The 18,376-nt window shown below is 63.7% G+C and carries 21 protein-coding genes; 2 read left to right on the top strand and 19 right to left on the bottom strand.

The features are described from left to right. Positions 1-36: 36 nt before the first annotated feature. From RB623_RS27065 to RB623_RS27045, 5 genes are all read right to left on the bottom strand, one after another. A complete protein-coding gene (locus RB623_RS27065; protein WP_308060232.1) occupies positions 37-531 on the bottom strand; it encodes a c-type cytochrome in 495 nt (164 codons plus the stop codon). Next, positions 528-1,187 carry an SCO family protein gene (locus tag RB623_RS27060; RefSeq protein WP_308060231.1) on the bottom strand — a complete coding sequence of 220 codons (660 nt, stop codon included), beginning with the start codon at positions 1,185-1,187 and terminating at the stop codon, positions 528-530. The genes RB623_RS27065 and RB623_RS27060 overlap by 4 nt, the downstream gene beginning before the upstream one ends. Before the next feature lie 29 nt (positions 1,188-1,216). Beyond that, complete coding sequence (locus tag RB623_RS27055) at positions 1,217-1,654, bottom strand: DUF411 domain-containing protein (RefSeq protein ID WP_308060230.1); 438 nt, start codon at positions 1,652-1,654, stop codon at positions 1,217-1,219. Positions 1,655-1,684: 30 nt separating this feature from the next. Beyond that, on the bottom strand, positions 1,685-3,142 hold the full coding sequence (locus RB623_RS27050) for a multicopper oxidase family protein (protein ID WP_308060229.1): 1,458 nt from the start codon (positions 3,140-3,142) through the stop codon (positions 1,685-1,687). A 135-nt stretch (positions 3,143-3,277) separates the two neighbouring features. Continuing rightward, on the bottom strand, positions 3,278-3,598 hold the full coding sequence (locus RB623_RS27045) for a hypothetical protein (RefSeq protein WP_308060228.1): 321 nt from the start codon (positions 3,596-3,598) through the stop codon (positions 3,278-3,280). Positions 3,599-3,762: 164 nt separating this feature from the next. On the opposite strand from RB623_RS27045, the gene RB623_RS27040 reads away from it, so the two are divergent. Both RB623_RS27040 and RB623_RS27035 read left to right on the top strand, forming a co-directional pair. Beyond that, positions 3,763-4,971 carry a bifunctional 2-C-methyl-D-erythritol 4-phosphate cytidylyltransferase/2-C-methyl-D-erythritol 2,4-cyclodiphosphate synthase gene (locus RB623_RS27040; protein WP_308060227.1) on the top strand — a complete coding sequence of 403 codons (1,209 nt, stop codon included), beginning with the start codon at positions 3,763-3,765 and terminating at the stop codon, positions 4,969-4,971. Then, entirely contained in the window at positions 4,968-5,456 is a 489-nt protein-coding gene (locus RB623_RS27035; protein ID WP_308060226.1) for a CinA family protein, read from the top strand. The genes RB623_RS27040 and RB623_RS27035 overlap by 4 nt, the downstream gene beginning before the upstream one ends. 279 nt (positions 5,457-5,735) lie before the next feature. On the opposite strand, the gene RB623_RS27030 is transcribed toward RB623_RS27035, so the two are convergent. The 14 genes from RB623_RS27030 to RB623_RS26965 form a co-directional block, all read right to left on the bottom strand. Further along, the gene (locus RB623_RS27030) at positions 5,736-6,200 is read right to left on the bottom strand and encodes a type II toxin-antitoxin system RatA family toxin (RefSeq protein ID WP_308060225.1); all 465 of its coding nucleotides are present in this window, start codon (positions 6,198-6,200) and stop codon (positions 5,736-5,738) included. 13 nt (positions 6,201-6,213) lie between these two features. Beyond that, a complete protein-coding gene (lipA, locus tag RB623_RS27025; RefSeq protein WP_308060224.1) occupies positions 6,214-7,179 on the bottom strand; it encodes a lipoyl synthase in 966 nt (321 codons plus the stop codon). Between the two features lie 9 nt (positions 7,180-7,188). After that, a complete protein-coding gene (locus tag RB623_RS27020; protein ID WP_308060223.1) occupies positions 7,189-7,467 on the bottom strand; it encodes a GlsB/YeaQ/YmgE family stress response membrane protein in 279 nt (92 codons plus the stop codon). A gap of 71 nt (positions 7,468-7,538) precedes the next feature. Next, a complete protein-coding gene (gene lpdA / locus RB623_RS27015) occupies positions 7,539-8,981 on the bottom strand; it encodes a dihydrolipoyl dehydrogenase (protein ID WP_308060222.1) in 1,443 nt (480 codons plus the stop codon). Between the two features lie 12 nt (positions 8,982-8,993). After that, entirely contained in the window at positions 8,994-9,632 is a 639-nt protein-coding gene (locus RB623_RS27010; protein ID WP_308060221.1) for an SGNH/GDSL hydrolase family protein, read from the bottom strand. Continuing rightward, positions 9,629-10,054, bottom strand: a complete 426-nt coding sequence (locus tag RB623_RS27005) for a hypothetical protein (RefSeq protein ID WP_308060220.1) — start codon at positions 10,052-10,054, stop codon at positions 9,629-9,631. The genes RB623_RS27010 and RB623_RS27005 overlap by 4 nt, the downstream gene beginning before the upstream one ends. A 12-nt stretch (positions 10,055-10,066) precedes the next feature. After that, entirely contained in the window at positions 10,067-10,609 is a 543-nt protein-coding gene (locus RB623_RS27000) for an HdeD family acid-resistance protein (RefSeq protein WP_308060219.1), read from the bottom strand. Between the two features lie 26 nt (positions 10,610-10,635). Next, a complete protein-coding gene (locus tag RB623_RS26995; protein WP_308060218.1) occupies positions 10,636-12,072 on the bottom strand; it encodes a pyruvate dehydrogenase complex dihydrolipoamide acetyltransferase in 1,437 nt (478 codons plus the stop codon). Between the two features lie 91 nt (positions 12,073-12,163). After that, complete coding sequence (locus RB623_RS26990) at positions 12,164-12,808, bottom strand: hypothetical protein (RefSeq protein ID WP_308060217.1); 645 nt, start codon at positions 12,806-12,808, stop codon at positions 12,164-12,166. A gap of 3 nt (positions 12,809-12,811) precedes the next feature. Next, positions 12,812-14,248, bottom strand: a complete 1,437-nt coding sequence (locus tag RB623_RS26985; protein ID WP_308060216.1) for a pyruvate dehydrogenase complex E1 component subunit beta — start codon at positions 14,246-14,248, stop codon at positions 12,812-12,814. Between the two features lie 13 nt (positions 14,249-14,261). Beyond that, positions 14,262-15,305, bottom strand: a complete 1,044-nt coding sequence (gene pdhA, locus RB623_RS26980; protein ID WP_308060215.1) for a pyruvate dehydrogenase (acetyl-transferring) E1 component subunit alpha — start codon at positions 15,303-15,305, stop codon at positions 14,262-14,264. Between the two features lie 170 nt (positions 15,306-15,475). After that, the gene (locus RB623_RS26975; protein ID WP_308060214.1) at positions 15,476-15,805 is read right to left on the bottom strand and encodes a septum formation initiator family protein; all 330 of its coding nucleotides are present in this window, start codon (positions 15,803-15,805) and stop codon (positions 15,476-15,478) included. An 88-nt stretch (positions 15,806-15,893) separates the two neighbouring features. Then, on the bottom strand, positions 15,894-17,168 hold the full coding sequence (gene eno, locus RB623_RS26970) for a phosphopyruvate hydratase (RefSeq protein ID WP_308060213.1): 1,275 nt from the start codon (positions 17,166-17,168) through the stop codon (positions 15,894-15,896). Between the two features lie 170 nt (positions 17,169-17,338). Then, positions 17,339-18,319, bottom strand: a complete 981-nt coding sequence (locus RB623_RS26965) for a 2OG-Fe(II) oxygenase family protein (RefSeq protein WP_308060212.1) — start codon at positions 18,317-18,319, stop codon at positions 17,339-17,341. Positions 18,320-18,376: the final 57 nt, after the last annotated feature.

The raw sequence follows: 18,376 nt of genomic DNA, 5'->3' as shown, positions 1-18,376 counted from the left end.
GGTGGCGGCGGCGTTGTCCACCCTCCTGTTCGGGATTCAGGGAGTTCCTTTGGACCTGGCGCGATTGAGCGAGTCGTGACGCCGCCGAATTTCTTCCGGCCATCGCGACTTTATGTAGGTCAGGACGGCGACGATGTCGTCGTCCGACAAGACGCCGCCGAATGCGGGCATGCGGGTCTCGTAGCCCTTCAACTCGGCCGCCGCCGCCACGCCGCGTTTGGTGATGTCGAACAGCAGCCGGTCCGGATGGTGCCAGGTGTGCCCGGTCTCGTCATGTGGCGGCGCAGGCAGAAATCCGTCATTGCCCCGTGTCTGCCAGTCGGGCTGCCCTTCGAGATTCCGGCCGTGGCAGGAGGCGCAATGCTCGACATAGACGGCTTTGCCGCGGGCGACTACATTCGCGTCGTCGGGAGCGAGCAGCGCCGCCGAACCCTTGTCAAGGAAGGCGTATACACCCAAGACAGCAGCCGCTGCGCCGGCCCCCACCGTCGCAAGGAACAACGCCGCTCCCGCCCCGCGCCCCGCCGTCATTCGGTTATCCACTGCCACCGGCCCTTGGCTGGATGGGGATGCGGACGGGTCGTATCGTTGGTCAGTGCATTGACGAACGTCACCAGATTGACCGGATCGAACCGCAGCCCGTGGAAATTCGCCTTCCAGACCCCTTGCCTGTCGATGACATGCGTGACGATTCCGTGCATCTGGTAGCCGTCGTCCGTCTTCTCGAACTTGTGGCCGTAAGCCTTGGCCAGCGCGCGGGTCGCGTCTTCGGCTTCGTCCGATGTCGTCGTCAGGAACGTCCAGTTGGCCGGGTCGAGGCCGTGCGTGGGGCCGTACTCGCGCATGGCCTCGGGTGTATCGTTTGTCGGGTCGGTCGTGACCGAAATGAAGGCGACGCGCTCTTTCATCGGCGTGTCGTCCACCAGGCGCTGGACTTCGGCGATCGCTTCCGCGTGCAGCGGGCAGACGTCCGGGCACGAGGTATAGATGAAATTCAGCACGATGGCCTTGCCGCGAAAATCGGCAAGCCGCGCGACCAGGCCATCGGCCGTTCTCAGCGTGAAGTCCGGAGCGGGCCTTTCCACCACCTGAAAATATTGCTCCTGGCCTGCGAGCATGGTCTCGACTTCGTCGAGGGAATGCGCTCGCGCGGTTCCCGTGGCCGCCGCGAGCAGCGCGGCGGCCACGGCCCAGACTGTCGGGCGGCGCACGTCCGTCACTCCGTCGCGTAGACGGTCGGCTGCTTGCCGTCCTTGGGCACGGTGTAGATCGTGAACGGCCCGGTCTTCTTGCCGACCATGCCGGGGGATCCCATCGGCATGCCGGGCAGCGTGATGCCGGCGATGTCGGGACGTTCGGACAGAAGCTTCCTGACGGTCGTCACCGGAACATGCCCGTCGATCACGTAGCCGTCGACGAACGTCGTATGGCAGCCCTGCATGTCGGCCGGAACGCCCGCCTTGCCGCTGATCATTGCGAGGTCGTTCGTCGGCTTGACATCGACCTCGAAGCCGTTCTGCCGAAGGTAGTCGGCATAACCTTCGCAGCAGCCGCATTGCGGGTCCTTCCACAGCGTCGCCTTGAGCGTCTCCTCGGCGTGTGAGTAGGCAGTGCCAGTGGCAACCAGCACGGCGAGTCCAAAGATGCGAAGCATGGCGATTTCCTTTCTCGGTTGTTCGAACGTTCATCCCGCTTCGGCGACGCGGAGGACGGTCATCAGGCCGGCCATCTGGTGGTCGGTGACGTGGCAGTGAAGCATCCAGTCGCCGGGGTTATCGGCCACAAAGGCGATCTCGACGACATCTTCGGGAGCCAGCAGCACCGTGTCGGCCCATTGGTTGTGGGGAACGGGCGAGCCGTTGCGGGTCAGCACCCGGAAGCTGAAGCCGTGCAGGTGCATCGGGTGCCACCAGGCGGTCCGATTGCGCATGGCGACGATATGGCTGCTGCCGCGCGCCAGCGTGAACAGAGGCGCCATGCCCGCATGGCCGTCGCCCATCATGGAGTGGCCGTTGATCGACCACGTCGCCCGCCCCATGCCTTGCATGCCCTGCATGCCTTGCATGCCTTGCATGCCGGACCTCATGTCGTCCGCGGCGGAATGGCTCATCATTCCGCCTTCAAGCGTCAGTTCATGGCGTTGCGCGGTCGTCAAATCCGGTTCGGGCAAGGGGTTCGGCGGAAGGCGGAACGGCGGCGGGCTTTCTTTTCGCAGGACAGGCATTTCGGAATAGACGAACCGGGTGAGTTCGTATCCCAGTCCGCGGTAGAAACCGTCGGTGACCCGATAGCGCCCCCTGGGCTCACCCCGCATGTCGATGACAAGGTCGACGCGCATGGCCGGGCCGAGCAGCAGGCCGCCTTCATCGGGCTCATGCGGATCGCACGGCTGTCCGTCGCGCGCGACGATCAGCGGGGCATGACCCTCGAAGCGCAGCGCCATGATGCGCGCCAGCGAAGAGTTCAGCAGTCTGAGCCGGATGCGTTCACCCGCTCGGACCGTCTGGTCGCCCGGAACGGAGCCGTTCAGCGTAATAGTATTGCCGACCCTTCCGGACATGCCGGCTTCCATCATGTTGCCGAAGCCGGACGCGATCTGGCCCTCCTCGTCGATGCGCCAGTCCGCCAGCACCCATAGAAGGTCGCGGTCGACCGGCACGGCCTCGGCCTCCTCGACGATCAGCGCGCCGGCCAGCCCCCGGCCCAGTTGCTCCAGACTGTTGGCGTGCGGATGATACCAGAAGGTGCCGGCGTCGGGCGGTGTGAACGTGTAGAGGAAGGTTTCGCCGGGCTTGATGGGCGGCTGCGTGAGGCCCGGCACGCCGTCCATGGCGTTCGGCAGCCTGATGCCGTGCCAATGCACCGTGGTATCCTGGGAGAGTCCGTTCTCGACCCTGAACCGGACCGGTTCGTGCTGGCGCAGGCGAAGCGTCGGGCCGGGAACCTGCCCGTCATAGGTCCAGAAAGCGGTTTCGCTCTTTTCCTTTCCACTCAGCCGGCGGGCGGCCGGCATGGCGGCGATTTTCCGCTCTGGCGCGCCCGATGCGGCGGTTCGCCCTTGGCGTGGCAGGACAGACATGGCGGCAAGGCCCGCTCCCGCCTGCAGGAGCCCCCTGCGGGATATGGAGAAATTGCTGTGCATGGCTTCAGTTCGACCTCTCAAGCATGGCCGCCGACGGCTGGCAAGGATGCCCGCCGCCGAGGAATTGACCGCGCAACAGGAGCGCGGGGCTGCGCGGGACGCGTCTCACCGGCCGCGCTCGGCGGCCGAGGAACGTCAGGCCATGTCGATGGATCTGGGAGGGTATGGATCGGGTGGTGTCTGCCGCCCGTGCCAGGACAGGCACGGGACCGGCTCCAGGTGCAGACGGGAAACGGAGACGGCCGGTGACGGGCCCTGCGGGACCAGCGCCAGCACCGGGGCTACGCAGACGGCCGGACAAGGTATCTTGCTGCCGGGATTGTCATCCGGGCATCCCGCGCAATCGCCGTCGGCCGACATGTCCATGCTGGACGTCATGCTCATCTTGACGGTCATGTCGGCGGCTTGAACGCTGGACAGGCTCAACCCGATGGCGATCAACGCCGCAAGCAGCAAGGCGAAGACTTCTTTGGCTGGCCGCAACATGACGAAGTGACGTTACTGCGAACGGACAACATTCTCAATATGCGAGAGGCACACCGCGTGCGGCGGATGGACGCCAAGGCGTCGCTATTCGATGCAGCTTGAAATGTCGCGTTCGGGTGCTCTATGCGTCTGCCATGGAACCCGCAGCAAGACCGGACAGCAAGGCCGCCGTCGTCATCGTGGCCGCCGGCCGCGGCGAGCGCGCCGGCGCCGCCGAAGGACCGAAACAATATCGCGCGATCGGCGGCAAGCCTGTGATCCGGCGGTCCATCGAGGCGTTCGCAAACCATCCGGCGATCAGCCCGATCGTCGCGGTCGTCCATCCGGACGACCATGCGCTTTTCGCCGAGGCTGCCGGCGAACTCTGCGACCGGGTCATCGTAGTCGAGGGCGGCGCCACCCGCCAGGATTCGGTGCGGCTCGGCCTGGAGGCGCTACGTGCGGCAGCACCCGCAAAAGTGCTGATCCACGACGCGGCCCGACCCTTCGTCGACGCCGCCCTGATCGAACGCACCATCAACGCCATCGGCGAGCGGCAAGCCGCGCTGCCGGCCCTGGCCGTTTCCGACACGCTGAAGCGCCGCGGCAGCGACTGGACCGTCGCCGGCACGGTTTCGCGCGAAAGCCTGTTCGCGGCGCAGACGCCGCAGGGTTTTCCGTTCTGGCCGATCCATGCCGCCCACATGAAGGCGCACCACGCCGGCAGGACCGACTTCACCGACGACGCTGCCATCGCCGAATGGACCGGCATTCCGGTGAAACTGGTCGAAGGCTCGCCGGACAACGTGAAACTTACTTGGGCGCGGGATATCGAGATGGCCGACCAGCGACTATCCGGCACGTGCTTTCCCGATGTCCGCACCGGCAACGGCTATGACGTCCACTCCTTCGAGGAAGGCGACCATGTCTGGCTGTGCGGTGTGAAGATTCCGCATACGAAAAAGCTCTCCGGCCATTCCGACGCCGATGTCGGTCTGCACGCCCTGACCGACGCATTGCTCGCCACCCGCGGCGCCGGAGACATCGGCACCCACTTCCCGCCGTCGGACCCGCAATGGAAGGGCGCGGCTTCAAAAATCTTCGTGGAGCATGCCGCGCGCCTGGTGCGCGAGGCCGGCGGCCGCATCGCCAATGCCGACATCACCTTGATCTGCGAGGCGCCGCGCATCGGCCCGCACCGCCCATCGATGACGGCGGCAATCGCCGCCATGCTTGGCATCGATCCCGGCCGCGTCTCGGTGAAAGCCACCACCAACGAAAGGCTTGGCTTCATCGGCCGCGAGGAAGGCATCGCCGCGATCGCCACAGCGACCGTCGTCTATCCCGGAGATTTGCCCGCATGACCGAGCTGGCCGACCTCGCCGACCGTTTCCTGAAAGCCTGCGCGGCGAAAAAGATCCTGTCGGCCACCGCCGAATCCTGCACCGGCGGCCTGATCATCGCCACCCTGACCGACATCCCCGGCTCGTCCTCGATGGTCGACCGCGGCTTCGTCACCTATTCCAACGAGGCCAAGATGGAGATGCTCGGCGTCGCCAAGGCCACGCTGGACGCCCACGGCGCAGTGTCGCGCCAGACCGCCCTCGAAATGGCCGCCGGCGCGCTGAAGAATTCCCGCGCCGGCATCACGCTCGCCGTCACCGGCATCGCCGGCCCGGACGGCGGGTCTATTGAAAAGCCGGTCGGGCTGGTCTGGTTCGGCCTTGCGCTGGCCGGCCAAGACCCGGTCGCCGAGAAGCGCATCTTCGACAACAACGGCCGGGACTACATCCGCCGCCAGACGGTTTTGACCGCGCTCGAAATGGGGCTGAAGGCGCTGGAGGGCTGAGCAACCGACCCGTCGCCGCCAATGGTTCCGGAACAATTCCCGCCCCTGCCCAAGCGCGCGCATCTCGTTGAAACGAAAAATCCCCTGCGGGAAGCCCGAAACGGCTTTGATGAAGCCGAAAGTCCCGATTTCGGCCCCCGAATCAAGCCGAATCAGCGCTCCCGTGCGGGCGTCTTTCACAAACCATTGCTTTCAAACGATATTGTGGACTTCACGCGCTTTCGAACGGCGCGATGCCGCTCCGCGTTTCGCCCAAGAAAACCCGGTCAAAACAAATACTTAGGCCGGCTGAACCGCGGCGCCATGGATGACGTCGGCGCGCTTCTCAAAAGCTTCCGCGAACGTGCGGAAAGCCCGGTCGAACATCGAACCCATGACCATGCCAAGCAGCCGGCTCTTGAATTCATAGTCGATGGAAAAATGGATATCGCAGGCGCCCTGGCCGGTCGGCTCGAAGCTCCAGATATTATGCAGATATTTAAAAGGGCCATCTATGTATTTGACGTCTATGCAGTTTTCCGCCGGCTTCAAATGCACCTGGCTGGTGAACGTCTCGCGGATCGCCTTGTAGCCGACCGTCATGTCAGCCACCAGAATTGTCTGGCCGTCGCGTTCCTTGCGCGAACGCACTGTAAGTGCATCGCACAAGGGCAGGAATCCGGGATATTTTTCGACGTCGGCCACCAGCGCGAACATGTCTTGCGCGGAGTGCGGGACATGCCTTGTCGTCTCAAATTTCGGCATGAAAATCGTGGCCTTAGACAGCTTTCTTCAACATCGCCTCACGCGCTGCCCGGAGTCGCGCGAAATCTTCGCCGGCATGGTGCGACGAACGGGTCAGCGGGCTCGACGCCATAACCAGGAAACCTTTGGAAAGCCCAATGGTTTCAAAGGACTTGAACTCGTCCGGGGTGACGAATTTCCTGACCGGATGGTGCTTTTTCGACGGCTGGAGGTACTGGCCGATGGTCATGAAATCCACATCCGCCGAGCGAAGGTCGTCCATCAGCGCCAGAACCTCATTCCGCTCCTCACCCAGCCCGACCATGATGCCGGACTTGGTAAAGATCGACGGATCGAGTTCCTTCACCCGCTGCAAAAGCCGGATCGAATGGAAATACCGCGCGCCGGGTCGAACCGTGAGATAGTTCGATGGCACGGTTTCCAGATTGTGGTTGAAGACGTCCGGCTTGGCGGCAACGACAATCTCCAGCGCGCCTTCCTTGCGCAAAAAGTCCGGCGTCAGGATTTCTATTGTCGTGGAAGGGTTTAGCGCGCGAATGTTACGTATCACCGCAGCGAAATGCCGGGCGCCGCCATCGTCCAGATCGTCACGGTCGACCGAGGTGATGACCACATGCTGAAGTCCCATCTGCCGCACGGCGCGCGCCACGCTGCCCGGCTCGGTCGGGTCGAGCGGCCCCGGTTTGCCGGTCGCGACATTGCAAAAAGCGCAGGCACGGGTGCAGATCTCGCCCATGATCATGAAGGTGGCGTGCTTCTTGTCCCAGCATTCGCCGATGTTCGGGCAGCCGGCCTCCTCGCAGACCGTCACCAGCTTGTTGGAGCGCACGATCTCGCGGGTCTCGGCGTAACCCTTTGAATTCGGGGCTCTAACCCGGATCCAGTCAGGTTTTCGCGCCACCTCCTGGTCGGGCCGGTGGGCCTTTTCGGGGTGACGCTGGCGCGGCGTGTTGGAAACGCGGTCGAGGACGGTGACCATCTTTGTCCCTTACAAGGCCTGCTTGGCGCGGCCGAACAGCCACAGGATGGCGATCGCGCCGACGATGGCGACGACGAGATTGCCTAGGAAGCCGTAATAGTTGATGCCGAGCAGGCCGGCCAGCGTGCCGCCGACGAAGGAGCCGGCAATGCCCACTAGCATGTTGGTCAGGAAGCCATGGTCACGGTTCATGGTACGCTCGGCGACGTAGCCGGCAATAAAGCCGATCACCAGCATCCCGAAAAAACCGGTTCCGGGCATGCTCAGAATGCCGTAGCTCTGGTCCATCAACGCCTCCGTGTCATGTCCCAATATAGGCGAAGCGCGCCGCGGCCAACAGGTAACCCGGCGCAGCCCGGCTATGCGTTCAGCGCGCGGCCGTACGCGTCGAGCACACTTTCCTTCATCGTCTCCGACAGCGTCGGATGCGGGAAGATCGTGTGCATCAGCTCTTCCTCTGTGGTCTCGAGGTTCATGGCGACGACAAAACCTTGAATGAGTTCAGTGACTTCCGCGCCGACCATGTGGGCGCCCAGCAATTGACCGGTCTTCTTGTCGAACACCGTCTTGACCAGGCCCTGGTCCTCGCCCAGCGCCACCGCCTTGCCGTTGGCGACGAAGGGGAAACGCCCGACACGGATATCGTAGCCGGCGTCCTTGGCCTTGGCTTCCGTCAGGCCGACCGAGGCGACCTGCGGATTGCAGTAGGTGCAGCCGGGGATTTTGAGCTTGTCCATTGGATGGACGTTCAGGCCGGCGATCTTTTCGACGCAGACGACGCCCTCATGCTCGGCCTTGTGCGCCAGCATCGGCGGGCCGGCCACGTCGCCGATCGCGTAGACGCCGGGAACGTTGGTGCGGCAATAGCCGTCGACGACGATCATGCCCCGTTCGGTCTTCACGCCGAGCGTTTCCAGTCCGATGTTCTCGATGTTGGCCTGCACGCCGACCGCCGAGATCAGCCGGTCGGCGGTGATCTTTTGGGTCTTCCCGTCCTTGGTCTCGACATGAGCGGTCACCGAATCGGCTGACTTCTCAACCTTGGTCACCTTGGCGTCGAGCAGGATCTTCATGCCTTGCTTCTCGAACTGCTTTTTCGCCAGCGCCGAGATTTCGGCATCCTCGACCGGCATGACCTGCGGCAGCAGCTCGACCACGGTCACGTCGACGCCCATGGTGCGGTAGAAGGACGCGAACTCGATGCCGATCGCGCCGGAGCCCATCACCAGCAGGGATTTCGGCATTTTCGGCGGCACCATCGCCTCGAAATAGGTCCAGATCAGCTTTCCGTCCGGCTCGATGCCCGGCAGGGCGCGCGGCCGCGCGCCGGTGGCGATGATTATGTGTTTTGCCTGATACGTCCCCTCGCCCAGCGTGTTCTTCGGGATCGGCCCGACAGGCTCCATCGGCTTCTTGGTGGTCTTCGAAACCACGATCTCGCCGGGCTTCGTCAGCTTCGCCTCACCCCAGATGACGTCGACCTTGTTCTTCTTCATCAGGAAGCCAACGCCGTTGTTCATGCGATGGGCAATGCCGCGCGACCGGTCGACGATCGCCTTCAGATCCGGTGACACGCTGCCCTCGAGCTTCAGGCCGTAGCTCTTAGCGTGCTCGGCGTAGTGAAAAATCTCGGCCGTACGCAGCAGCGCCTTGGTCGGGATACACCCCCAGTTGGAGCAGATGCCGGCCAGGTGCTCACGCTCGACGATCGCCGTCTTCAAACCGAGTTGCGCGGCGCGGATGGCGGCGACATAGCCGCCGGGGCCGGAGCCGATAATGATCACGTCATAGGATTGAGCCACGAAAAATCCTTCCTAGATGCCCAGGGTCTTTTTCACCAGCGGCGCCAAGGCCTTGCCGATGGCGCGGGTGTTTTCCGCGTCGAGATGGACGCCGTCGAGCGGCGTTGTCCTGGCGACCGTGCCGGCGTCGAAGAAGCCGCAGTCGATCTCCTTGGCCAGCGCCTCGTAGTGGCCGGCGAGGTGTTTCGAAGCCTCGTTGCCGCCCGCGAAGGCCGAAGTGAACTCGACATTGTCGGTCCGGCTGACCTGCGGCGGCGAAACGACGATCAGTTTCGGCGGCGGCGCGGCCAACTGGTAGGGATGGGTGCGCACGATCTGCGCCAGCCGCGCCATCCCGTTCTTGGAGACGAAGGCGTTGCCGTGGATCCACGGCTTCATGTCGTTGGCGCCGAGCATGATGATGACGAGATTGAGCGGCGAATGCGTGCCAAGCACGCCGGGCAGCGTGCGGGCGCCGTTGCGGTCCTCGCCGGCCAGATGGTCGTCGAAGGCGGTGGTGCGGCCGTTCAGACCGTCTGCGATGACGTGCACGCTGGGGCCGAGCTCTGCCTGCAGGACGCTCGGCCAGCGGTCGGCAACGGCATGCCGCGACGGACCTTCGGCATTGTAGCCCCAGGTGAGCGAGTCGCCGTAACAGAGGATGTTCTTCATAAAACCTTTCCGTTCCGTCCGAATTCAACGCGCGGCGCACCGATGCGCCAGCGCACGAACAACCAGTCGACCACCAGGATGGCAACGCCAGGCAAAACCAGGCCGATGATCGGCAGGTCCGCCTTGAATTTTGCCATATCACCGGCCACGGCCCAAAGCTCCAGCCCCAACAGCACCGCCGCCAGCACGACCAGAACGGCCAACGACCATTTTCCAACACGGTCGATGCTCGATCTGGTGCCTGCGATGATCTGCGGCAGCAGGAAAACCACGCCGAAAACAATCGCCAGCAGCGGGACGGAGGCGAAGACCAGAATAAACTCCTCCGCCGCATTCGTTGCGACCGCAAGCCACTGGGCGGAAATCATCCCGGCCAGCAGCGACAGGAAGAATGCCATGAGCGAGGTCAGGATGGCCCGCACGGCGCCCGCCGGTCACGCTTTGCGCAGCCCGAGCGCAACGACCAGCAGGAACACGCCGTTGGACAGGAGTTCGACCGCGAGCAGGATACCAAGGACGGCCGTCGCCGACCACGGAAAATCCGACAGGATCATGATGCCGAGCAGGATGGAGATGACGCCGGAAAGCGCGACGAACCCCCAGCCCGATACCGGCCGCAGCGAAAATGCGTACATGAGCTTCACCACGCCGAGCACCAAAAACAGGATGGCGACCAGCATGGTCAGCGAGATCGCGCCGGCCGTCGGATTGGTGAGCAGCGACACGCCAACCACAGCGGTGATGACGCCGAGCAGCAGCGACCACAGGAAACCCGGCCAGCCCTTGACGCTGAAGGCCTGGACGATCTGCAGGACGCCGAACAGCAGGAACGTCCAGCCGGCGAGGAACACGGCGGCAAGCGTGGCGGCAAACGGGTTGGCCAACGCCAATATGCCGCCGATCAGGGAAATCACGCCGAGAATGGCAAGCCAGATCCACGACGTCTTGAGCCTCTGTACCTGTTCAGCCGTAGCCATAGTCCCCTCCTCAAATGGGATTTACGTCAAACCAGCATTCCGATCGGGTTTTCGATATAGCGCTTGAACGCGCCGAGCAGTTCGGCGCCCAGCGCCCCATCGACGGCGCGGTGGTCGGTGGACAGCGTCACCGACATGACGGTCGCGATCTTGATCTCGCCGTTCTTCACCACCGCCCGCTGTTCGCCGGCGCCGACCGCCAGGATGGTGGCGTGCGGGGGGTTGATGACCGCCGAAAAATCCTTGATGCCGAACATGCCGAGATTGGACACGGCAGTGGTGCCGCCCTGATACTCTTCCGGCTTCAGTTTTCGGCTCCTGGCGCGCGCCGCCAGATCCTTCATCTCGTTGGCGATCACCGACAGCGTCTTCTGGTCCGCCTTGCGGATGATCGGCGTAATCAACCCGCCGGGGATCGACACCGCCACGCCGACATCGGCGTGCTTGTGTTTGACCATGGCGGTTTCCGTCCACGAGGCATTGGCGTCCGGCACCTCCATCAGCGCCAGCGCCATCGCCTTGATGACCATGTCGTTGACGGAAAGCTTGTATGCGGGCACCTCGCCCTTGTCGGTCTTCTTCACCGGCGCCGCCGCGTTCAGCTCGCCGCGCAGCTTCAAGAGCGCGTCGAGCTCGCAATCGAGCGTGAGATAGAAATGCGGGATCGTGCTCTTCGCCTCTACCAGCCGCCGCGCGATGGTTTTTCGCATGTTGTCGTGCGGAACGAGGTCGTAGGAGCCCTGCTCGAACAGTTTCAGCACCGCGTCGTCGGACATCGGCTTCACCGCAGGAGCGGCGGCAGGCGCTGCCTTGGCCGCGGGAGCGGCAGCCTCCGTGGCGACTGCCGGCTTCGCGGCTGGAGCCTTCACGCCGCCGGCGATCGCGGCGTCCACGTCCGCCTTGACAACCCGGCCATGCGGGCCGGAACCCTGCACCGACGCGACGTCGATGCCGGCATCCTTGGCGATGCGGCGCGCCAGTGGCGAGGCAAAGGTGCGGTCGCCGGCGGCGTGGCCGTTTGCGGTGGGCTTACCCTCCCCCGATGTGGGGAGGGTCGGCGGCGCAGCCGCCGGGGTGGGGGGCTGAGATGACGATGCCTTTTCACCCCCACCCGCGCCTTCGGCGCGACCTCCCCCCTCCGAGGGGGAGGTTGGCGCTTTCTCCTCTTTCGCCTCCGCGTTCGCCGCTTCCGCTCCCTTGGCCGCCGCACCGGCATCCTCGCCCTCGCCCGCCAGCACGGCGATCAACGCATTGACCTTGACGCCCTCCGTTCCGGCCGGCACGACGAGTTTCGCGACCGTGCCCTCATCGACGGCCTCTACCTCCATCGTCGCCTTGTCGGTCTCGATCTCGGCAATCACATCGCCCGGCGAAACCTTGTCACCCTCCTTGACCAGCCATTTTGAAAGATTGCCTTCCTCCATCGTGGGCGACAGGGCCGGCATGGTGATGTTGATCGGCATCTATTTAACTCCCGCATGAGCATCTAGAGCTTTGCCCAGATGTCTGCCCGCTTCTCCAAAACTACCAATGGTCCAAATCGACCCAGGTCTCTCATTGAGGCATCGCCCCAGCCGTGAGTACGGTCCATCCCGCCGACGCCGCTTGCTCGGCCACCAACAAATCTTTCGATATACGATACTTCTTCATCGCCTCGGGATCGTCCCAAAGACTCTCGGCCAAAGTTTGCAATCCGCTCAGCGACTCAACGGAGTGCCTGTCACAGAAAAGCAGCCATTCACGATCCGGAACAGCGGCAGCAATCGTCTCCTTATCGAAACCGAAATCCGCCCAAAGCGCGTCGGCCAAAAGCAAACTGCTTTTCATGACCGAGCTTTGCTCAACCCAGTATACGGTTCCCCCTTCCAGCAGGACACGCTTGTTCAACTGTGTCTGTGGCACATGGATTTGGTTCAAATTCTGAATAGCAAGGTCGAAGAGTTCTCCTTCAGAAACACCCCAGTCCTTTATGTTATCGGCGGTTAGCCATTGCAATGTTCCTTCGATTTGCCCTGCACAGACAACTTGCGCAGCTATTCCGGGGAGGAATTCCCGTCCTACAAACCGCTGCGGCGGTATCTCATTGTCAGAAAAATCAAGATTCGGCTGAGGGTCAACGATTGTGACATCCGCAAGCAAACGAATCGAGAGTGCTTTCGGATCGAAGGCCGGCCTTTTCCGGGAAAGGAAACCGAACATCGACTACCCCCGATACGTCACCGCCTTCACCGCCGCGACCACCTCGCCGACATTCGGCAAAGCGAGTTTTTCGAGATTGGCCGCATAAGGCATCGGCACGTCCTTGCCGGCAATGGTGATCACCGGCGCGTCAAGATGGTCAAAGGCGCGTTGGGATACCTGGTTGGCGATAAAATCGCCGACCGAGGACTGCGGGAAACCCTCCTCGACCACCACCAGCCGGTTGGTCTTCTTCACCGAGGCAATGACGGTATCAAGGTCCATCGGCCGGATGGTCCTGAGATCGATGATCTCCGCATCGATGCCGAGCTTGGCCAGTTCGACCTCGGCCTTCACCGCAAGGGCCATGCCGATGCCGAAGGAGACGATGGTGACGTCCTTGCCGGCCTTGTGGATGCGCGCCTTGCCGATCGGCAGCACGAAATCGTCGAGCTTCGGCACGTCGAAGGAGTGGCCGTACAAGATCTCGTTTTCGAGGAAGATCACCGGATTGGGGTCGCGGATCGCCGCCTTGAGCAGGCCTTTTGCGTCGGCGGCCGTATAGGGCATGACGACCTTGAGGCCGGGGACATGGCTGTACCAGGCGGCATAGTCCTGGCTGTGCTGGGCGGCGACGCGCGCCGCGGCACCGTTCGGGCCGCGGAAGACGATGGGCGCGCCCATCTGGCCGCCCGACATATAGAGCGTCTTGGCGGCGGAGTTGATGATCTGGTCGATCGCCTGCATGGCGAAGTTGAAGGTCATGAACTCGACGATCGGCTTCAGCCCGGCCATCGCAGCACCCACGCCGACGCCGGCAAAACCGTGCTCGGTGATCGGCGTGTCGACCACGCGGCGCGGGCCGAACTCCTGCAGCAGCCCCTGCGTGATCTTGTAGGCGCCCTGATATTCGGCGACCTCCTCGCCCATGACGAAGACATCCTCGTCGCGGCGCATCTCTTCCGCCATCGCGTCGCGCAAAGCCTCGCGCACGGTCGTCGACACCATCTCGGTGCCGGCCGGAACATCCGGATCGGCCACGACTTCCGCCTTCGGCGCCGCCGGAACGGGCGCGGCGGCCTCACCCTCCCCCTTGCGGGGAGGGTCGCCCGCCTCGGCGGGCGGGGTGGGGGTTGACGCGCCCGGCTTCTCACCCCCACCCGCGCCTGCGGCGCGACCTCCCCCCTCCGAGGGGGAGGTAAGGGAGCCGACATCCTCGCCGTCGAGGGCAAGCACGGCGATCGGCGTATTGACCTTCACGCCTTCGGTGCCGGCGGGGATCAGGATCTTGCCGAGGACGCCTTCATCGACGGCCTCGACCTCCATCGTCGCCTTGTCGGTCTCGATCTCGGCGATCACGTCGCCGGCGACGATCTTGTCGCCTTCATTCTTCAACCATTTGGAAAGATTGCCCTCTTCCATGGTCGGAGACAGGGCGGGCATCAAAATTTCGATCGGCATGACTCACCCTCCCTCAGTGTACGATGTCGGTCCACAGCTCGGACGGATCCGGCTCGGGATCGGTCTGGGCAAAGTCCGCCGCGTCGGCGACGATGTCGCGCACCTCCTTGTCGACCGCCTTGAGCTCGTCCTCCGTCGCCCATTTCTTGTCGATGACGCGCGCCTTGACCTGCTCGATCGGGTCATGCTCGGAGCGCATCTTCTGCACCTCCTCCTTGGTCCGGTACTTCGCCGGGTCCGACATGGAGTGGCCGCGATAGCGGTAGGTGAGCATTTCCAGGATGATCGGCCCGTTGCCGGAACGGCAATGCTCCAGCGCCATCTCGCCGGCCGACTTCACCGCCCGCACATCCATGCCGTCGACCTGGACGCCGGGGATGCGGAAGGAAGCGCCGCGCTGCGAAAAATCGGTCTCGGCCGACGAGCGCGCCACCGAAGTGCCCATGGCGTAGCGGTTGTTCTCGATCACGTAGATAACCGGAAGCTTCCACAGCGAGGCCATGTTGAAGCTCTCATAGACCTGGCCCTGGTTGGCCGCGCCGTCGCCGAAAAAGGTCAGCGAGACGTTCTTGTTGCCGCGATAGCGGTTGGCGAAGGCCAGACCGGTGCCGAGCGAAACCTGCGCACCGACGATGCCATGGCCGCCATAAAAATTCTTCTCTTTCGAGAACATGTGCATGGAGCCGCCTTTGCCCTTGGACAGGCCGCCGCGGCGCCCGGTCAGCTCGGCCATCACGCCGCGCGGTGACAGGTCCATGGCCAGCATGTGGCCGTGGTCGCGATAGGCGGTGATCATCTGGTCGCCCTCGATCATCGCCAGCTTGAGGCCGGTAACGACGGCCTCCTGGCCGATATAGAGGTGGCAGAAACCGCCGATGAAACCCATGCCGTAGAGCTGGCCGGCCTTTTCCTCGAATCGCCGGATCAGCAACATGTGGCGATAGGCGGCGAGTTCCTGTTCCTTGCTGAAATCCGCCGGTTTCGGGGCTGTCGGAATTGGCTGGGATTTCCCGTCCGCCCTTGTTTTGGCGGACGACTTCCTGGCGGCCTGGGCCATGCAATCGCTCCCTGGAAAATGTCTCTTGCCGGACATGCGGGAAGCCGTTGCAGCTCCCACTTGGCGAGAAGGCTAGCACGGCGGGCAGCATTCGGCCATGCGAAAAAATGCATGGCTGACATGCAGCTAAACGCTTAAAATCATTACAGATATGATCGATTAACTGTAGGTCAGTTAATATCGTCGCCCGGCGCAAGCATGATGGTAACTTCGTCGGCGTGGGATAAGTTCAGAGCTTGGCGCGACCGCTCGTCGAGCATGTCCTTGTCGATCGTGCCGTCATGCAGCATGCGCACCTTCCCTTCGAGCGCGACGCGCCGGGCGCGGACCTCGTCCAGTTGCGTCTGCAGGACGGCGGCGCGGGCCCGCACCTGGTCCTTCGAATTGATGCCGAACTCTCCGTGGTAGATGTGGTAGCCGAAATAGGAGAGCACGGCTATCGCCAGCGCCGGCACGATAAGGCGGCCGGACTTGCGGGGGCGGTGCTGGCGTGTCCACATGGCGTGATTCCCTGACCGACCCATCTCGCCCCAACTTGCTTAACGGCGCGTTACACGGGACCTCGGAGCGTGTCGCACGGCTGAGGGCCTACGCCTTCAGGATCGAGGTGCCCGCATAGCGCGCCTGCTTGCCAAGCTCTTCCTCGATACGGATGAGCTGGTTGTATTTCGCCGTACGGTCGGAGCGCGCCAGCGAGCCCGTCTTGATCTGTCCGCAGTTGGTCGCGACCGCGAGATCCGCGATGGTCGAATCCTCGGTCTCGCCCGAGCGGTGCGACATCACCGCCGTGTAACCGGCCTTGTGCGCGGTTTCGACCGCGTCCAGCGTCTCCGACAGCGAACCGATCTGGTTGACCTTGACCAGGATCGAGTTGGCGACGCCCATCTTGATACCGTCGCGCAGCCGCGCCGTGTTGGTGACGAACAGATCGTCGCCGACAAGCTGCGTCTTCTTGCCGATCAGGTCGGTAAGAATCTTCCAGCCTTCCCAGTCGTCCTCGGCAAGGCCGTCCTCGATCGAGATGATTGGATAGTCGGCGGCGAGTTTCGCCAGATATTTCGCCTGGGCCTTGGGATCGCGCGTCTTCTTCTCGCCCTCGTAGACGTAGTTGCCGTCCTTGAAGAACTCGGTGGCTGCGCAATCCAGCGCCAGCGCCACCTCCTCGCCCGGCTTGAAACCGGCCTTCTCGATCGAGCCCATGACGAAGTCGAGTGCCGCCTGCGCGCTCTTCAGGTTGGGCGCGAAACCGCCCTCGTCGCCGACATTGGTGTTGTGGCCGGCTTCCTTGAGACCCTTCTTCAGCGTGTGAAAGATTTCCGAGCCCCAGCGCACCGCGTCGCGCAGTGAAGGCGCGCCGACCGGCATGATCATGAATTCCTGGAAGTCGATCGGATTGTCGGCATGGGCACCGCCATTGATGATGTTCATCATCGGCACCGGCAGCACATGGGCGGAAGCGCCGCCGACATAGCGGTAGAGCGGCAGGCCGGAAGCCTCCGCCGCGGCCTTGGCGACGGCGAGCGACACGCCGAGGATGGCGTTGGCGCCGAGGCGGGACTTGTTCGGCGTGCCGTCGAGATCGATCATGATCTTGTCGATGGCGATCTGGTTCTCGGCTTCGAGGCCGCCGACCGCCTCGAAGATTTCGCCGTTGACGGCCTCGACCGCGCGTTCGACGCCCTTGCCGAGATAGCGCGCGCCGCCGTCGCGCAACTCGACCGCTTCATGCGCGCCGGTGGAAGCGCCGGACGGGACCGCGGCTCGGCCCATCGATCCGTCTTCCAGCACCACGTCGACCTCGACGGTGGGGTTGCCGCGGCTGTCGAGAATCTCGCGGCCGATGATGTCGACGATTGCGGTCATGAAACTCTCCGGATTGGATCGATTGAATTTTCGCGCCCGTCTTAGCCAAAGCGCCGCAAAAGGCAATGTGGAAGGGCCGGGGACAGTTTACTTTCTTTCCGCAGAAAGGCGGAAGCGCTCGAGAGTTCGGGCAAGCGGAAAAAAGCAAACTGTCCCCACCGGCCGCACCTTCACGCCGCCGGCTTCACCGTCGCCTGGAATTTCGACATCAGGTACGGACCCGAGAGCACCGGCTCGTAGCGCGGTGTCTCGCCCGGCGCCAGGCAGGAGGGGATGCAGGCGATTTCCTGGTGCCAGTTGGGCTGATGGAAGAAGGCGAGCGACTGGCGGCGCGCGGCGCTGCCGTCGGCGTTGACGACGCGGTGCAGCGTCGACACCCAGCGGTCGTTGGTCCAGCGCGCCATCAGGTCGCCGATGTTGATGACGAAGGCGCCGTCGACCGGCGGCACCTCGCGCCACTCACCCTCCGGCGTGTAGATCTGCAGGCCGGAGGAGCCCGGCTGCGGCAGCAGGATGGTGAGGCTGCCATAGTCGGTATGCGCGCCGGCGCGCAGTTGCCCGTGCTTGGGCGGGACATGCGTCTCCGGATAATTGAGGGCGCGCAGCGCGCTGATCGGGCGATCGATGGTCCTGTCGAAAAAGCTTTCCGGCAGGTCGAGCGCCACCGCGAAGACCCGCATGATGCGGCTGGCCAGACCTTCCATGGCGCGGTAATAGGATTTCCACGCCTCGACAAAACCGTCCGGCCTTGGCGGCCAGATCGTCTCCGCATAGCAGAAGGCAAGCGCCTGGGGATCGTCGAGCCCCTCCGGCACCGCGAGCGGGCCGCCGTTGAAACTTTCCTTCAGGTCGGGCGGCGTGTCATGCCCCTTGGATTTCGCCAGCGCCTCCGCGCCGGGGCCGAGATAACCGTAGGGATAGCCGGGAAAAGGCGCCCTCACCTTCTCCTTGTCAGCGACCGAAAGGTCGAAGAAGTCGCGCGCCTTCGACCAGACGGCGTCGATGGTCCCTTGCGGCACGCCATGGCCGCTGATCGCCAGAAAACCGGTGCTGCGGCAGATGGCGTCGACCTCGATGCCCAACAAACGGCGGCCGACGGCATCGGCGGCCTCGAAGCGGGAGAGATCGAAGATGGGAAATGGAGCGGACATGTTTCACCTCGGTTGTTCGAAGGAGGATATCGCATGCCGCGCCGACGGGGATAGGCC

This window comes from Mesorhizobium sp. LHD-90 (genome assembly GCF_030929505.1).
Taxonomy (GTDB): domain Bacteria; phylum Pseudomonadota; class Alphaproteobacteria; order Rhizobiales; family Rhizobiaceae; genus Kumtagia.
This window is presented reverse-complemented; position numbering and strand designations above follow the sequence as displayed.

What these genes read in the sequence shown, in the direction of transcription:
- RB623_RS26995 (WP_308060218.1), bottom strand. Translation starts at nt 12,072, where the DNA reads ATGCCGATCAACATCACCATGCCGGCCCTGTCGCCCACGATGGAGGAA.
- RB623_RS27065 (WP_308060232.1), bottom strand. Translation starts at nt 531, where the DNA reads ATGACGGCGGGGCGCGGGGCGGGAGCGGCGTTGTTCCTTGCGACGGTG.
- lipA (WP_308060224.1), bottom strand. Translation starts at nt 7,179, where the DNA reads ATGGTCACCGTCCTCGACCGCGTTTCCAACACGCCGCGCCAGCGTCAC.
- RB623_RS26965 (WP_308060212.1), bottom strand. Translation starts at nt 18,319, where the DNA reads ATGTCCGCTCCATTTCCCATCTTCGATCTCTCCCGCTTCGAGGCCGCC.
- RB623_RS27040 (WP_308060227.1), top strand. Translation starts at nt 3,763, where the DNA reads ATGGAACCCGCAGCAAGACCGGACAGCAAGGCCGCCGTCGTCATCGTG.
- RB623_RS26990 (WP_308060217.1), bottom strand. Translation starts at nt 12,808, where the DNA reads ATGTTCGGTTTCCTTTCCCGGAAAAGGCCGGCCTTCGATCCGAAAGCA.
- pdhA (WP_308060215.1), bottom strand. Translation starts at nt 15,305, where the DNA reads ATGGCCCAGGCCGCCAGGAAGTCGTCCGCCAAAACAAGGGCGGACGGG.
- RB623_RS27050 (WP_308060229.1), bottom strand. Translation starts at nt 3,142, where the DNA reads ATGCACAGCAATTTCTCCATATCCCGCAGGGGGCTCCTGCAGGCGGGA.
- RB623_RS27010 (WP_308060221.1), bottom strand. Translation starts at nt 9,632, where the DNA reads ATGAAGAACATCCTCTGTTACGGCGACTCGCTCACCTGGGGCTACAAT.
- RB623_RS26985 (WP_308060216.1), bottom strand. Translation starts at nt 14,248, where the DNA reads ATGCCGATCGAAATTTTGATGCCCGCCCTGTCTCCGACCATGGAAGAG.
- RB623_RS27020 (WP_308060223.1), bottom strand. Translation starts at nt 7,467, where the DNA reads ATGGACCAGAGCTACGGCATTCTGAGCATGCCCGGAACCGGTTTTTTC.
- RB623_RS27055 (WP_308060230.1), bottom strand. Translation starts at nt 1,654, where the DNA reads ATGCTTCGCATCTTTGGACTCGCCGTGCTGGTTGCCACTGGCACTGCC.
- RB623_RS27030 (WP_308060225.1), bottom strand. Translation starts at nt 6,200, where the DNA reads ATGCCGAAATTTGAGACGACAAGGCATGTCCCGCACTCCGCGCAAGAC.
- RB623_RS27035 (WP_308060226.1), top strand. Translation starts at nt 4,968, where the DNA reads ATGACCGAGCTGGCCGACCTCGCCGACCGTTTCCTGAAAGCCTGCGCG.
- RB623_RS26975 (WP_308060214.1), bottom strand. Translation starts at nt 15,805, where the DNA reads ATGTGGACACGCCAGCACCGCCCCCGCAAGTCCGGCCGCCTTATCGTG.
- eno (WP_308060213.1), bottom strand. Translation starts at nt 17,168, where the DNA reads ATGACCGCAATCGTCGACATCATCGGCCGCGAGATTCTCGACAGCCGC.
- RB623_RS27000 (WP_308060219.1), bottom strand. Translation starts at nt 10,609, where the DNA reads ATGGCTACGGCTGAACAGGTACAGAGGCTCAAGACGTCGTGGATCTGG.